The sequence below is a fragment of the Ensifer sp. VA4 genome, assembly GCF_055710065.1.
This window is the reverse complement of sequence record NZ_JBVQPO010000009.1, coordinates 68,752-82,905: the sequence shown is the minus strand read 5'-3', so window position 1 is coordinate 82,905 and position 14,154 is coordinate 68,752. Positions and strand designations below refer to the sequence as shown.

Annotated in this window: 12 protein-coding genes; 7 read left to right on the top strand and 5 right to left on the bottom strand. The window is 60.0% G+C overall.

Annotated elements, in window-relative coordinates:
* The first annotated feature begins 20 nt into the window (after positions 1-20).
* Genes AC0C6X_RS16940 through AC0C6X_RS16925 form a run of 4 tightly spaced genes read left to right on the top strand, consistent with a single transcriptional unit; the run spans position 21 to position 3,750 of the window.
* A complete protein-coding gene (locus AC0C6X_RS16940) occupies positions 21-1,103 on the top strand; it encodes a 4-oxalomesaconate tautomerase (RefSeq protein ID WP_472954174.1) in 1,083 nt (360 codons plus the stop codon).
* A gap of 45 nt (positions 1,104-1,148) precedes the next feature.
* Positions 1,149-2,150, top strand: a complete 1,002-nt coding sequence (locus AC0C6X_RS16935; RefSeq protein ID WP_472954172.1) for an ABC transporter substrate-binding protein — start codon at positions 1,149-1,151, stop codon at positions 2,148-2,150.
* 12 nt (positions 2,151-2,162) lie between these two features.
* Positions 2,163-2,993, top strand: a complete 831-nt coding sequence (locus AC0C6X_RS16930; RefSeq protein WP_472954170.1) for an ABC transporter ATP-binding protein — start codon at positions 2,163-2,165, stop codon at positions 2,991-2,993.
* On the top strand, positions 2,977-3,750 hold the full coding sequence (locus AC0C6X_RS16925; RefSeq protein ID WP_173518293.1) for an ABC transporter permease: 774 nt from the start codon (positions 2,977-2,979) through the stop codon (positions 3,748-3,750). Before AC0C6X_RS16930 ends, AC0C6X_RS16925 begins: the two co-directional genes overlap by 17 nt.
* Positions 3,751-4,053: 303 nt before the next feature.
* Here the strand turns inward: AC0C6X_RS16925 and AC0C6X_RS16920 are convergent, their stop codons facing one another.
* Complete coding sequence (locus tag AC0C6X_RS16920) at positions 4,054-4,788, bottom strand: aspartate/glutamate racemase family protein (RefSeq protein WP_173518294.1); 735 nt, start codon at positions 4,786-4,788, stop codon at positions 4,054-4,056.
* 416 nt (positions 4,789-5,204) lie between these two features.
* Between AC0C6X_RS16920 and AC0C6X_RS16915 the strand changes: the two genes are divergently transcribed.
* Together AC0C6X_RS16915 and AC0C6X_RS16910 are read left to right on the top strand one after the other, a co-directional pair.
* Positions 5,205-5,891, top strand: coding sequence for a GntR family transcriptional regulator (locus tag AC0C6X_RS16915; protein WP_173518295.1), 687 nt, complete (start codon positions 5,205-5,207; stop codon positions 5,889-5,891).
* Positions 5,892-6,066: 175 nt separating this feature from the next.
* Complete coding sequence (locus tag AC0C6X_RS16910; RefSeq protein ID WP_173518296.1) at positions 6,067-6,894, top strand: bifunctional allantoicase/(S)-ureidoglycine aminohydrolase; 828 nt, start codon at positions 6,067-6,069, stop codon at positions 6,892-6,894.
* Positions 6,895-7,028: 134 nt separating this feature from the next.
* Here AC0C6X_RS16910 and AC0C6X_RS16905 read toward each other — a convergent pair whose 3' ends face one another.
* On the bottom strand, positions 7,029-8,837 hold the full coding sequence (locus AC0C6X_RS16905; protein WP_472954167.1) for an ABC transporter ATP-binding protein/permease: 1,809 nt from the start codon (positions 8,835-8,837) through the stop codon (positions 7,029-7,031).
* A gap of 203 nt (positions 8,838-9,040) precedes the next feature.
* Here AC0C6X_RS16905 and AC0C6X_RS16900 point away from each other — a divergent pair, with 203 nt between their 5' ends.
* A complete protein-coding gene (locus AC0C6X_RS16900; protein WP_173518298.1) occupies positions 9,041-9,895 on the top strand; it encodes a class I SAM-dependent methyltransferase in 855 nt (284 codons plus the stop codon).
* Positions 9,896-10,222: 327 nt separating this feature from the next.
* Here the strand turns inward: AC0C6X_RS16900 and AC0C6X_RS16895 are convergent, their stop codons facing one another.
* From AC0C6X_RS16895 to AC0C6X_RS16885, 3 genes are all read right to left on the bottom strand, one after another.
* Complete coding sequence (locus tag AC0C6X_RS16895; RefSeq protein ID WP_472954164.1) at positions 10,223-11,149, bottom strand: nucleotidyl transferase AbiEii/AbiGii toxin family protein; 927 nt, start codon at positions 11,147-11,149, stop codon at positions 10,223-10,225.
* Positions 11,139-11,972, bottom strand: a complete 834-nt coding sequence (locus tag AC0C6X_RS16890) for a type IV toxin-antitoxin system AbiEi family antitoxin domain-containing protein (protein WP_472954162.1) — start codon at positions 11,970-11,972, stop codon at positions 11,139-11,141. Before AC0C6X_RS16890 ends, AC0C6X_RS16895 begins: the two co-directional genes overlap by 11 nt.
* A gap of 266 nt (positions 11,973-12,238) precedes the next feature.
* On the bottom strand, positions 12,239-13,537 hold the full coding sequence (locus AC0C6X_RS16885) for a S41 family peptidase (RefSeq protein WP_472954443.1): 1,299 nt from the start codon (positions 13,535-13,537) through the stop codon (positions 12,239-12,241).
* Positions 13,538-14,154: the final 617 nt, after the last annotated feature.

Here is a 14,154-nt window from a genome sequence, read left to right as displayed (position 1 = left end):
TTCCAATGGAAGCACAAGCGATGAACGACCTGTTGGCGATCCCTTGCGTACTGATGAGAGGCGGCACCTCGAAGGGTCCCTTCTTTCTGGCAAGCGATCTTCCCGTCGATACGCACGAACGTGACAAGATCTTGCTTTCCGTCATGGGTTCAGGTCATCCCCTGCAGATCGACGGCATCGGTGGCGGCAACCCGGTCACGAGCAAGGTAGCCATCGTCGGACCCGCCACCATCCCTGATGCTGACGTGGACTACCTCTTTGCCCAGGTGCGGGTCGATCAACAAATCGTCGACACGTCACCGAACTGCGGCAACATGCTTGCTGCGGTCGGCCCTTTCGCCATCGAGGCGGGTCTCGTTCCGGCCCGAGGCAAAACGACGCTCGTGCGAATCCACAACGTCAACACCGGCAAGATGATCGAAGCCGATGTTCCCACGCCGAATGGCAACGTCTCCTATCTCGGCGAAGCGGCGATCGATGGTGTGCCGGGCAACGCAGCGCCGATCGCGCTGACCTTCATGGACGCAGCCGGCGCGCGTACCGGACAGTTGTTTCCCACTGGCAAGCCGATCGATTCGATCGACGGTGTGGCTGTCACATGCATCGATTGCGCCATGCCGATGATGTTGGTCGAGGCTGGCGCGGTTGGCGCAAGCGGCTTCGAGTCAGCGGCAGAACTCAACGCCGATAGGACGTTGCTTGACCGGTTGGAAAAGCTGCGCATCGCTGCCGGAGAACGGATGGGCCTTGGCGATGTGCGGAACCAGGTGACCCCGAAGCCCGTGCTCATTTCCCGGCCAAAGTCAGGAGGGGATGTCAACGTGCGCTATTTCATGCCGCATCAATGTCACCCTTCGCTGGCGACGACCGGGGCCGTGGGAATTGCCACCGCCTGCATCCATGAAGGCACCGTTGCTTCCCTTCTCGTCGGCACACGCAAACCGCCGGTGGTGCTTTCGATTGAACACCCGAGCGGCCACCTGGATGTCAAGCTTCATGAAAGGGACGGCAAGGTCGTTGCCGGCATCCTGCGCACCGCCAGGCGGCTGTTCGAAGGCCATGTCTTTGCAAAACCTGTCACGCAACTCGGTTGCGCGGCATAATGATCGTGGCCGCCGGGAGGGCGCCACCAACAGGAGGAGAATATCATGCGCAAGCTCATGCTCGCCCTCGCGGCAACCGTCGCCTTTGCCGGTTCGGCATTGGCGGATCCCGTCCGCATCAGCGTCGGATCCTATAATCTTAACAATCTTCCCTTTCCGGTTGCGCAGGGGCTCGGCCTCTACGAAAAGGAAGGCTTGGAGGTGACCGTCGAAAACTTCGCGTCGGGCGGCTCGAAAACGCTTCAGGCGCTTGTTGCTGGCTCGACGGATATCGCCGTCGGCTTCTACGATCATACGATCCAGATGCAATCGCAGAAGAAGGCTGTGGTGGCGTTCGTGCAACTCGCCCGCAATTCCGGGCTCGTCCTGGCGGGCGGCAAGGACAGCACGTTCGACCCGGCAAAACCGGAAACGATCAAAGGTGCAAAAGTCGGCATCACCTCGCCAGGCTCGTCTTCCGACTTCTTCGTCCGCTATTATCTGCAGCGCAACGGCATGTCCGCGGACGATGTCTCGCTCATCGGCGTTGGCTCCGGGTCCGCCGCCGTCGCGGCGCTTGAACAGGGCAAGGTTGACCTCCTCGTCAACTACGACCCGGCGGCGACCTTCGTTGAGGCCAAGGGCGTCGGCAAGATCCTGATCGACGGGCGCAGTGATGAGGGTGCCAGGGCGATCTATGGCGGGATTTACCCGACCTCCGTCCTCTATGCCACGCAGAGCTATATCGAGGAAAATCCGCAGACCATCCAAAAGGTCACGAACGCGACGGTCAAAGCGCTCGAGTGGATGAATAGCCACTCGGCGGAAGAGATTGTCGACAAGCTCCCGAAGGAGTTCATCTCCGGAGATCGCGACACCTACATCAAGGCGGTCGAGAACGCGAAGGCGATCTTTTCAAAGGACGGCCGTATCAACGAAGAAGATATCAAGACTCCGCTTGCGGTCTTGAAGAGCTTCAACGAAAAGGTCGCGGCAGCCGAAATCGACCTGACGAAAACCTACACGAACGAGTTCGTCGGCAAGGCCCCGAACGTCGCCGCCAACTGACAGGAGGAGTTCATGGCATTGGCTGTAGTGAAAACCGCACCCCCGACGGACAGTCGGCATCAGGCAAAGCCGATGGTTTCCATCGACTCGGTCACCATGTCCTTCGGTGCCTATGTGGCCGTGCAGGATGTGAACCTGAGTGTCGCCGACGGCGAGTTTCTCGCGATCGTAGGTCCGACAGGCTGCGGCAAGAGCACGATTCTTAATGCGATTGCCGGGCTGTTGAAACCATCGAGCGGTACTGTCGCTATTGACGGTCAGCTGGTACGCGGTGTCCAAAACGATATCGGCTATCTGTTCCAGCAGGATGCGCTGCTTCCGTGGAAGACTGCTCTCGAGAATGTGGAACTTGGCCCCATGTTCAAGGGTACAGGCGCCGCCGAACGGCGCGAGCAGTCGATGAAGTGGTTGGCGAAGGTCGGGCTGAAGGGCTTCGAACACCGCTATCCGCATCAGCTTTCCGGCGGTCAGCGCAAGCGGGTGCAGATGGCGCAGGCGTTGATCACAGGCCCCAAGGTCATCCTGATGGACGAGCCCTTCTCGGCGCTCGATATTCATACACGTCACCTGATGCAGAACGAGCTGTTGCGGCTCTGGCAGGAGGAACGGCGCGCCGTGGTGATGATCACCCACGATCTTGAGGAGGCAATCGCTCTCGGGGATCGCGTGGTGGTGCTTGCCGCCGGACCGCGCTCGCGCGTGATCGACAGCTTCCCCGTCGATCTCGAACGTCCACGCGACGTTGCCGAAATCAAGCTCGATCCACGCTTCATGGATCTTTATCGCAACATCTGGTCATCGCTGCGCGGCGAAGTGGAGAAAAGCTATGAACGCCATGACTGAACGCCTTATCCAAGTCGTGCTGCTGCTGGCAATCGTCGGCGGCTGGCAGCTCGGCGTCACGGCCGGGGTCATCGACGTCTTCTTTTTCCCGGCCCCGGCCGACATCTTCAACCAGGTGGCATCCTGGGTGGCTGACGCCAGCTTTTATAACCATGTGGCCATCACCCTGACGGAAACCGTGCTCGGCTATCTGGTCGGAACGGGCCTTGGGGTAGCAGCAGGCGTCTGGCTCGGCCTCAGCCGTTCGGCCGCGCGCATTCTGGACCCTTTCATCAAGGGCTTGAACGCGATCCCTCGAGTCGTGCTTGCGCCTATCTTTGTGCTCTGGCTCGGCCTCGGCCTCTGGTCCAAGGTGGCGCTCGCCGTGACGCTGGTATTCTTCGTCACCTTCTTCAACGCCATGCAGGGCGTTCGTGAAGTCAACCCGGTGGTGCTGTCTAACGCCCGCATTCTGGGAGCCAAGCGATCGGATCTGCTTCGCCACGTCTACTTCCCGGCAGCGGCAAGCTGGATTCTCTCCTCGCTGCGCACATCGGTCGGCTTTGCCGTCGTCGGGGCGATCATCGGCGAGTATCTTGGCTCGTCTGCCGGCCTTGGCTATCTGATCGCTCAGGCGGAAGGCAATTTCGATGCGGTCGGGGTCTTCGCAGGCATCCTCATCCTCGCGATCTTTGTCCTGATCATCGACAGCATCCTGGACGTCGCCGAGAAGCGACTGATCAAGTGGCGACCGAGCGCTTCCGACCGGCCTGCGTGACGATCCTTAGCGGCAACCCTGAAGCCGCATATTTGCAAGCGTTCTCCCTTTTTGCCAGAAGGGAGAACGCAGGCGTTCTGAGCACTCTCCGGGACGCATCGGCTTCCGAGCCTCGTTCAATTTGCGTACCCCCTACAGCGCCGCGCGTCCTATCAGACGCGCAAAGGTCGCTGTAGCGCTTTGATTCGCCGCATGTCTCCTTAAATCGAGGTCGATCTAAGGAGACATGCAGTAGGGATATTTAGTGGGAAATCTACGCTGGCTCTCTATCGGGCGGGGATGCGCCCGGTGACATGCCGAGACTTAGCCGGCGACGTCAACCAGGCGGCAGGCTGGCACTTCTTTGGCGCGAGGGTAGTCGTAGGCCCCCACCTTCGAGGTGGCATAGCCGCCGCCGACAAGGGCTTCGGCGAGCTTTACCGCAGCAGTCACTCCGTCGATGACAGGCATGCCGGTGCGCGCCTTCAGGCGGTCGCAGAGTTCGGACATGCCAGCGCAGCCGAGAATGATCGCTTCGGCGCCATCTTCCTGCCGCGCCTTGAGGATCTCCTGCACCAGCATCTCCTCGGTATGGGCAAGATCCTCTTCCAGCGCCAGTACCGGCATGTCCACCGAACGGACCTTGCGGCAGCGATGGCCCGCACCATAAGCCACCGCCAAATCTTCGATGATCGGCACGGAGCGGGGCAGGGTGGTGATGATCGTGAACCGGGTGGCGATGTTCATCGCCACCTGCACCGCCGCCTGACAGATGCCGATGACCGGACCGCGGGCGATTTCGCGCGCGGCGCCAAGGCCGGGATCATCAAAGCAGGCGATCACATAGGCGTCGATCCCGCGCGCCTCGCCCTTGCGGATCTCGGCAAGCATGGCCGGGACGGCCATCGCCTCGTCGGCATGGCCCTCGATGCTGGCAGGGCTCGACGTCGGGTTGATGGACTCCAAGCGGGTCCCGGGGGCTGCGACGCGCTCAGCGCTGCGATGCGCCTGTTCCGTCATGGAGCTGGTGGAATTCGGGTTGATCAGCAGGAGACGCATTGGGATCAGCTCATTTTCCGATGGACGATTGCGAGGACCACATGGGCCGTGATGCCGGGAGCGCGCATCGCGGCCCCTCCTGGTGCGGCAGTTCAGTGAATTCAAAGTCCATTGGAGCTCTCAAGTGGCACCACGCACCGGCTTCAGGCCGATCGCGTGATCGTGTTTAAGCAGTTGCCTTTGCACATCAAGTTGCGGTACACAATATTGTCTACAATTTTGTAGTCAATATCTAACTGCAGCGGATGGAATTGACTTTGAGCGCCGCACGGCGAGAGTAGGCGAACGGCTAGAGCGGGATGAGGAAAAGTGTACGCGGTTTTCCGCCCGCATCCCGCTCTAACTTTTTAGAATCGATCACGTTCATGATTTTGGGTCGGATCGACCCAAAATCATCGTGATCTAAGGGAGATTTCATGTACAACGCGGACGAAGCCGCCGGTGCTCCGACGGCGATCATTTGCGAGAAGATCTGGCTTGCGATTGCAGAACGGCGGCTACGGCCGGGCACGCGGTTGAAGGAAGAGCAACTTGCCGAAATATTCTCCGTCAGCAGGGCCCGCATTCGCCAGGCCTTGACCGCGCTGGAACGCGACGGCCTCGTGACGATCATGCCGAACCGCGGCGCCTTCGTTTCCGAGCCCTCCGTCGATGAGGCGCGCGACGTATTCGTCGCGCGACGGGCGATCGAGCAGCGCGTCGTCGAGCGCTTGTGCGAACGCGCCACCCCCAAGGATATCGTTCGGTTGCGAGGCCATATCGAAGAAGAGCGCATTGCCGGCCGTTCCGGCAATCTCTCTGATATCGTTCGGCTTTCCGGTGGCTTTCACCTGTTGCTCGCGGAGCTGTCAGGCTCGGCCTTTCTCTTCGGCATCCTGCGCGACCTCGTCTCGCGCACATCTCTGATTACCGCGATGTACCGCTCGAACCATCTGCACAATTGCGGGCCGGACGAGCATCTGGCTGTCGTCGAGCACATCGCTGCGCGCAATGTCGCGAGCGCGATCAAGGAAATGGCCGAGCACCTGAACCACGTCGAAGCGGAACTGGATCTGGACGAAGAGAAGGATCAGCCCCGGGATCTTCGCACCGCATTGCTTTGAGGCCTGCAGCGCCGCACGTCTCATCCAACGTGCAAAAAAGTCGCTGTAGCACTTTGATTTGCTGCATGTTTTTGTCCTCAAGTCGGAGACGATTTAAGGACAGATGCCGTAGCGCAGGACCAATTGCACCGCATTTGAAGAAGAGGCGGTGCCTGCCAGCAGACTGAAGGAAGATATGACCAACCGTAGTTACTATGCGCCGCATGGCGGCAACCCGGCACAAACCCAACTCCTGACGGATCGCGCAGTGTTCACCGAAGCCTACGCCGTGATCCCCAAGGGCGTGATGATGGACATCGTCACCAGCTACCTGCCGTTCTGGGACAAGACCCGGCTGTGGATATTGTCGCGTCCGCTCTCCGGTTTTGCTGAAACATTTTCACAATATATCATGGAAATCGCTCCCGGCGGCGGCAGCGATCGGCCGGAACTCGACGAGGGCGCCGAAGGCGCGATCTTCGTCGTCGAGGGCGAACTGACCGTTACGCTCGACGGCAAGGTGCACAAGATGCAGCCGGGCGGCTTCGCCTTCATTCCGCCGGCCAGCAGCTGGACCGTTCGCAACGGAAGCGAAGCGCCTGTTCGCTTCCACTGGGTGCGCAAGGCCTATGAACACGTCGACAGCTTGCCCGTACCGGAAGCCATTTTCACCAACGAGGCCGAGATCACCCCGGCGCCCATGCCCGGAACGGATGGCAAGTGGGCGACGACCCGCTTCGTCGATCCGTTGGATCTCCGTCACGATATGCACATCACCATCGTCACTTTCGAGCCCGGTGCGATCATCCCCTTTGCTGAAACCCATGTCATGGAGCACGGCCTCTACGTGCTCGAGGGCAAGGCGGTCTACCGGCTCAACCAGGATTGGGTCGAGGTCGAGGCCGGCGACTACATGTGGCTGCGCGCCTTCTGCCCGCAGGCCTGCTATGCCGGTGGTCCGGGCAAGTTCCGCTACCTGCTCTATAAGGACGTGAATCGCCATATGAAGTTGCGGTCGCGCTAAGGAAGCTCACGCAAGGCAAAGCAAACCGCGCGTCCGATGAACGCGCGGTTTCTCTTTTTCAATGCGTTGCAGCCTCTTCCGGATGTCTCGGCTGACAAGTGGCCAGGGCAGGCAGTGCCCGCTGCTCTTTTGCTTCAATCCACCAACTGCGGATCGGCAGGCCGAAGGCTCCTTGGCTGCAGCCGCCGCAGCGTACTGCCGATCGGGTTCTTGTCCAGGTGCAGCACGCGGGTGAAGAAATGATTGCCGCGTTCTGTGCGCCCGATGTTGACGATCGCGACACCTTTGAGCTCCTCGTCCATGAACTTCAGGACCCGTTGGTAGGCGTCGTCCTCGAGCGTGTCGAGCGCCTCGTCGATGATCAGCCACCGGGGCTTGTGCAGGCTGAGCCGGGCGATGGCGAGAAGCCGCTGCTCCGCCTCGCTGAGGTTCATCTGCTTTCGTGCATCCTGGTCAAGCCGACCACTAAGCCGACCGAGCCCCACCTTGGAGAGCACCGCTGCAAGTTCGCCCTTGCCGTAGCTATCGGCCGGACTGGGATAGGCAAGAACGTCGCCAAGGGTACCGGGCGGGAAGTAAGGTGACTTCGGAACGAAGGCGAGACCATCGTCCACCGGCAGTGCAATGCGGCCGTGGCCCCAGGGCCAAAGGCCGGCGATCGCCCGGAAGAACGGGGCCTTTTCCACTTCCGGAGCACCGGTGACCAGCACCCGTTCGCCCGGGTCGATGGTGACGCTCTGTTCTCGAAGCTTAATGCAGCCGGTCGGCGAGACGATCTCGATATTGTCGAAGCTCATCTGCGGCGTTTCCGCCGTCTTGAAGTCGATACGCTTGTCGCCCTCGTGCCGTTCGTCGGTCATCAGCAATGCTGAACGGAAGGCGGCGACACGTAGCAACGTGGCACGCCAATCGGCGATCGCGCCGATGTTGTCGACGAACCAGCGCAGCGACGCATGCACCTGGTTGAACGCGCCAACCGCCATCATCAACCCGCCGAAGCTCAAGTCTCCCGAGAAATAGACCGGCGCGGCAATGACGATCGGTGCGACGACGGTGATCCAGCCGTAGCCCCCCGTCACCCATGTCAGCCGCGTGACCGCACGCAACAGGCCGTAACTGATCTCGAGTACCGAAGCAAGATCGCGCTGCAAGCGCTTCTTTTCATTTGCTTCTCCCGATGAGAGCGACACGGCTTCGATATGTTCGTTGACGCGCATTAGCGAGAAGCGCAGCGCCGCCTCGCGGGCATAGTGTTCGCCGTTCAGTCCTACCAGCGGACGGCCGACGAGCCAGCTTAGCCAGGAGGCCGTGCCCGCGTAGAGAATGGCAGCCCAGACCATATAGCCGGGAATGGCGACGGCGTAGTCCGCGACATGGAAGACGAAGCCGTCGGACAGGGACCACAGGACGCCGATAAAGCTCACCAGCAGAATGCCCGACTGGAAAAGGCCGATCGAAAGCCCGGCGGAAAGATCGGTCAGGTGACGTGCGTCCTCATGGATGCGTTGATCCGGATTGATGCCGATTGCGCCGGCATTCGCCAGGCGAAATGCCCGCGTGGGGCGCATCCATTCGTTGATGAGATCTTCCGTCAGGCCCTCTCGCAGGCGCAGCTTGATGACCTGCCCGAGCCAGGTTTGCACAACGTTGAGGACAAGAAGCACGCCGGCGATCTCGGCGAAGACGACGAGCTGGTGAAGGAAGGCAGGCAGGTCGCGTCGCTCGAGCGTGTCGTAAAACGGCTTGTACCATCGATTGAGGATGATCTGGCCGAAGGCTGTTACGACGATGACGATGATGATGCTGATGCTCAGCCAGATGATCTTGTTGCGTAGCGGCGAGGCCATGAAGGCCCGATGCATCATCCGCAATTGATCACCGAGGGGTTGTTCGTCGCTGGGTTCTATCCGGCCGTTATCCCTGCCGTTCGTCCGGTTCGACATCGGTGCGAATCTCTCCTTCCCACTCTCCTCAATTAGAATATAGCGTGCCTTGCCGTCCCACCCTAGAGCGGATTGGCTCAGCGCACACGTAACCGCGGTCACAAAGGTCCTCGTCCCGCGGCGCAAATTTGATTTGTAACGTTCCGCAGCCGGTTCATAGTTCCGCCAGACGAGGTCGGAAACCGGCGCCAGGGAGGAACCTTATGTCCGCGCATCTCGATCAAATCCGCGATCAGCAAAGAGAGACATGGGACCGCTTCTCCGCCGGCTGGAAGAAATGGGATGCACTGGTTCTCGGCTGGCTTGCCCCCTTCGGCCAGGCGATGATCCGGCAGGCGGCCATCGAGGACGGCGATCAGGTGCTCGACGTTGCTGCCGGTACGGGAGAGCCGGGGCTCACGGTCGCTGCATTGATCCCGAACGGTCGGGTCACCGTCACGGATCTATCCGAGCGTATGCTTCAGGTGGCGAGCGAGAATGCCGGGAAACGCGGCCTGACGAATTTTGAAACCAGGATCTGCGACGCCGGCGCATTGCCTTTCCCGGATGCGGCATTCGACGCCGTCCTTTGCCGGTTTGGGTTCATGTTCTTCCCTGATGTCGCGGCAGCGGCTGAACAATTGAGACGGGTTGCGAAACCGGGCGCACATGTCTGCGCCGCCGTCTGGAGCTCGCCGGAAAAGAACGCCTGGGCAACCACGATCATGGCGACCATCGCGCGCAACGTGGAACTGCCGAAGCCACCGGTTGGAGCGCCGGGCCTGTTCCGCTGTGCACCCGAAGGCATGATGACGGCCGTCTTTGCCAACGCCGGCCTGCATGACGTTCGGGAAGAAGAGATCACCACCACGATGGTTCACGATAGTCCCGAGGATTATTGGGCCTTCATGACGGAAATCGCAGCACCCGTGGTCGCCGGGTTGGGGCAGACGGATATTGCGACGCGGGAGCGTATCAAGGCGGAGGTTCTGGATCTCGTCCGGCAGTCGATGCGGGCCGGCAAGGTGGAGCTGCGCTCCACCGCAACCGTCGTGGTCGGGACGCGCGAACTGCCTTAGGGCCACAATTCGGGGCGAAACCTCCAGGCAGCGTGGAGGAACGCGCGGCCACGAGATTAGAGCAAGTTGCCGGCTCTATCGCACCACATCGGGGACGACGACGCGACTACCGCGGTGGAGTAGGTTAAGACCGGTAAGGCGCAGTATGCCGGCCACAGTACGCGAACGCTTCGCCGCGGCTTTTTCGTGCAAAACTGGGAACGGCGATGACGCAATTGAGCATTGCGACGCGCTCCAATTTGCTGCGGCTGCCGTAAATCTTTAGTTCTCCGTTATCAGCTTCATCTGAGCCATAACTTCGCGCATGTACAGAGACGGCGCTTGTCTTTAGGGAGACTGTTCGAACAGTGCTTCAATGAGCGCTCGCTGTTCTGCGTGTTTCTCTGCATTGTCTGTCCTGAGGCGGGCAAGATTCTGGACTTTCCAGCGTACCGCCGGGAGGATGGCAGCCTGCGGCAGGGCGATGGCATCGAAATCGGGTTCTGCGTCATGCAGTGATAGCAGGAAACGTCGCACCAGCTTGTCAAGCCTTCCTGCTATATCGGCGATCAGCCGCTCGCGCGTCTCGGCTAGGTTTTCTAGTGTCACACTTCTGCGTGTCATGCCCTCGAATTCCTTGACATATTGATCTTCGAGCGGCGCGCGGATCGGCCGCAGCAATTCGTGCGGAGGTCGGGGTGAGCTTGCTACATAGACAAGGAATGTGCGGAACAACTGGTCTGTCAGGCCCTCATTCTCATAGAGCAGCTTAATGTCGAACAGGTCGCGTGGGTGCTGTCGGTCAAGGGCCGCGTGAATTTTGCCAGCGAACAGGTCCTCGAACGCGAGGACCGGCATTTCGGCAAAGCCGAACTTGTTTTCGACCATTTCCATCACTCTCATGCGGACTGGCTCCTGGACGACGCCGCGTGTGACCGGGGAGGTTTCTATTTTGACCTCGATTGCCCCTTGCCGCACGAGGATCCGTGTCTCACCGCCGCCCCCACCCTGTATTCTCACGGCACGCGTGCGTGGCAGTATCGACTCGATCCTGTCGGCAACGCGAGTCAGCGCCGCATTGATGTCGGCTAGGCTTTCTGGGCGCCCTTTAACCGGCAGGTAGGTCAGGTCGATATCGACCGACAGGCGCGGCAGGTCACGATAGAAGAGATTAATGGCCGTGCCGCCTTTGAGCGCAAAGCAGGCTTCCGCGGCGACAAATGGCAGTGCCTTTACGAGCAATTGCACCTGTTGTTCGTAGATGTCAGCTGCCATGGGTGGATCTTTCGTTGTCGGTCATGAGGTCTTCGGGCAGAGTTATGCGATAGGTGGGGTGGAGCCGTCCGCCCTTGACCAATGAGCGGTCGCCGGCGCCAAGGTCCACGCTGTCGCGGTCCAAATGCTTGAACCAGGCGTGATGATGCCGGTCCGCATAAACGAAGAACAGGCGCTTGACCTTCACGGAGCGGCAAGCGGTGAGCAACGTCATCAGGCGGCGGGGCCGTAGGGAGACGAGGCTCTGGAAGACCATGTCGATGGAATGGAAGCTCTCCCCGTCAGGTAGTTCATCGAGGGCTTCGAGGATGGCACGTTCCGGAGACGATAGGCGCAGCGTCCAGTCCCACCATTCACGCGGCGCGTCACCGGCTGTGCCTTTGTCGGCGATGCCATCCAGATCGTGGCCTGCATCGGCGAACAGGCTTGTCTTGCGCAGGTGGAGCGGGGCATCGAGCAGCGCAGAATCGAGCCATGAAGGAAAGCGGGGCGCATAGAGATAGACTGGCTCCGCCGCGCCAAGGGACAGGTAGTGCCGATAGCCCATCTCTTGGAGGGCTGTCATGCCCCCGACATGTACCGGATGCCCCATCAGCGTCTGCACAGAGAGAGCGAGGACGCGCCAGTCCCTCTCGCTAGTCGGCCCGGTGCCAGGGCGCTGATAGAGGCCGTGCGCAACATGACGCAGCCATGCGGCGCGCGCATAGTCGGCGACGGACGATCGACGTATACCCTGGGCTGACAGCCATTTACTGTCCACATAGAAGCCCGGGGGTACCGACGAGAGGAGGCCCTTTAACCTGCTGTCTTTTTGCTCGCTCATGGCGTACAAAATAGCATTTTTGTAAAGTAATCGCAATTGGGGACTTTATAAAATCTCAAATTTGCTCGTCATTTACGAGCAATATCCTTGTTGTATAAAGTGAATCCCCTCCCAAAAAATGTTTCGTGCCATCTCTTGCGACATGTCACCTGAGGCGAGCCACAACTCGAACGCGTGGCGCCGACGAAGAGGTTGTTCGGCAGGGGCAAGAGATTTTCGCGGGCGTCGCAACCGTTTTGGGGCTTTTTTACGCGTGAGCGCAAGTTTCATCGGGTCGCGGCAGGCTCTTGCGATAGGGCTGCATGCCCTGTCGTTCCAGCTTCGAGCATTCGGACCATTTCGCCTATCGCCACTTCCCGTTGCGGATCCTTGCCAGCCGCATAGGCAAGTGGAAACGGCACTGCCCGGTCCGGTTCGATGCCAATCCCCTCAAGCCGCAGACCGTTATCGATCACTGCGTCCGAAACCGCGAGTTCGAGCAGGCTGTCATCTGGCAGCACATAGGCGCGGCCTGCGAGCAGGGCGCCCGCACTCCGTTCACCAACCAGCGGGATGGCGTTCTGCCGCAGAGCATAGGCGAAGAGTTCCAGGCCGCTGCGAGTACCCTTGTCAATCAACGCGACCACCGGCTTTCGCCAGCGGAAGTTTGCAAGCGTCGCATCCCCACGGCGCGGCACCAGCCGGAAGGACGGGGTATCGCCGACGAAAAGCTCGGCCGCATCGGCAGGGCCACCACCCCAGCGTCCGCGCAAGTCAACGATAACGCCCTCGGCATCCTTGAGGCGGCCAGTCGCAAGGGCCTCCGCGACAATATCAAGGCCGTTGCGCGTCGAGAGCGTCCATAACCGCACGTAGCCGATCTTGTGACCTTCGCGTTCGCTCAAGGCAAGGCTTTCATCGATTGCCCGCTCGAACATCGGCAGCGGCCGCAATCGCTCGACCTGGACTTTCGCCGAAATCGGCGCGGCATCGCGATGGCGTCGAAGCCGGATCTCGACACTTCGGCCGACTTTCTCGGCGAAAGAGCCGATTTCGCGGTAGGGTAGCCCGTCAACCGACAGGATCTCGTCACCAACGAGGAGGCCGGCCTTCTCGGCCGGCGATCCATCGTAGACATCGGCAACGAAGCGCCGACCACCATCAACGGCCGTCACCATGCCGATGCCGGGATAGCGGACCTCGCCATCGGGCGGAAAGAGGCGACGCAAATCGTCCCTGATCGCGAAACGGAAAATGTCCGAGAGTTCAAAATAGTCGATCGTATCGGACTTGTAGCGTCCCGTATGCGAGACCCGAAGGCTGGCAAGGGCCGATGTGATTGCGTCGTCTACGTCGCTGGGCGGGCTCGCTGCCGAGATCGAGTGCCTCTTCCCGTCGATTTGTGCCCGAGCAACGGCGTTGAAGCGGTCCAGCGCCGTCGTGTCGTAGAATTCTTCATCCACCAGTTCGACGACACGGTCAAACACGGGCTGGCCGGAACGCGTGACGTCGGCCGCATAGGGAGCATCCAGTGTCGACAGGAGCAATGAAAAGGTTAGCAACGTGCCTAAGCAGCCTTGGCCCATAGCTCGTCCTCCGGTTTCCGGTCGCTCGATTATCGGCAAAACACGGGAGACTTGGGAGGCGACGTGCTTGCAAATTCGCGTGATCCCGGTAGCGGGCATCATCCGCCCTGTCGTGTGCCGGGCGGCTGTCGGAGGCGGGCAAGACAGCACAACAACAGGTAGCGATAGCAAGACAAGTAGAGATTGCAAAAGATCGCTCACCGAACGAGCGGCATTTAGGTATGCCCGAATTGCAATCACGGGGCAGAAAACCGACACAGGCTTCTGACCACTTTGGGTCATCAAAAGGAGGCGGCCAAACTAGCCCCAAAGAGCTATAAAATCCTTTCAAACCAAATTGTTAACGGCCCAGCATTATTTAGGGGGTTTCTGTAACAAAGTTGCCATATGCTTTACGGTTTAAGTAAAAATCTAGTGGATTATAAAGTTTTTCTGACAACGCAAGATTACATCTTGTCTTTCCGCATTAGAGTTTGTTAACATTCGAATATAGGGGTTTCATTACAGCTTTGAACGCGGGAGGGTGGCATGCCGCTGTCGTCGATGCTTGATTCCAGGAATTCCCGTCACCTTCGCCAAAAATCAGCCGCACAGGATGGGCCACCTCCCCAGGAAAC

What these genes read in the sequence shown, in the direction of transcription:
- AC0C6X_RS16940 (WP_472954174.1), top strand. Translation starts at nt 21, where the DNA reads ATGAACGACCTGTTGGCGATCCCTTGCGTACTGATGAGAGGCGGCACC.
- AC0C6X_RS16935 (WP_472954172.1), top strand. Translation starts at nt 1,149, where the DNA reads ATGCGCAAGCTCATGCTCGCCCTCGCGGCAACCGTCGCCTTTGCCGGT.
- AC0C6X_RS16930 (WP_472954170.1), top strand. Translation starts at nt 2,163, where the DNA reads ATGGCATTGGCTGTAGTGAAAACCGCACCCCCGACGGACAGTCGGCAT.
- AC0C6X_RS16925 (WP_173518293.1), top strand. Translation starts at nt 2,977, where the DNA reads ATGAACGCCATGACTGAACGCCTTATCCAAGTCGTGCTGCTGCTGGCA.
- AC0C6X_RS16920 (WP_173518294.1), bottom strand. Translation starts at nt 4,788, where the DNA reads ATGCGTCTCCTGCTGATCAACCCGAATTCCACCAGCTCCATGACGGAA.
- AC0C6X_RS16915 (WP_173518295.1), top strand. Translation starts at nt 5,205, where the DNA reads ATGTACAACGCGGACGAAGCCGCCGGTGCTCCGACGGCGATCATTTGC.
- AC0C6X_RS16910 (WP_173518296.1), top strand. Translation starts at nt 6,067, where the DNA reads ATGACCAACCGTAGTTACTATGCGCCGCATGGCGGCAACCCGGCACAA.
- AC0C6X_RS16905 (WP_472954167.1), bottom strand. Translation starts at nt 8,837, where the DNA reads ATGTCGAACCGGACGAACGGCAGGGATAACGGCCGGATAGAACCCAGC.
- AC0C6X_RS16900 (WP_173518298.1), top strand. Translation starts at nt 9,041, where the DNA reads ATGTCCGCGCATCTCGATCAAATCCGCGATCAGCAAAGAGAGACATGG.
- AC0C6X_RS16895 (WP_472954164.1), bottom strand. Translation starts at nt 11,149, where the DNA reads ATGGCAGCTGACATCTACGAACAACAGGTGCAATTGCTCGTAAAGGCA.
- AC0C6X_RS16890 (WP_472954162.1), bottom strand. Translation starts at nt 11,972, where the DNA reads ATGAGCGAGCAAAAAGACAGCAGGTTAAAGGGCCTCCTCTCGTCGGTA.
- AC0C6X_RS16885 (WP_472954443.1), bottom strand. Translation starts at nt 13,537, where the DNA reads ATGGGCCAAGGCTGCTTAGGCACGTTGCTAACCTTTTCATTGCTCCTG.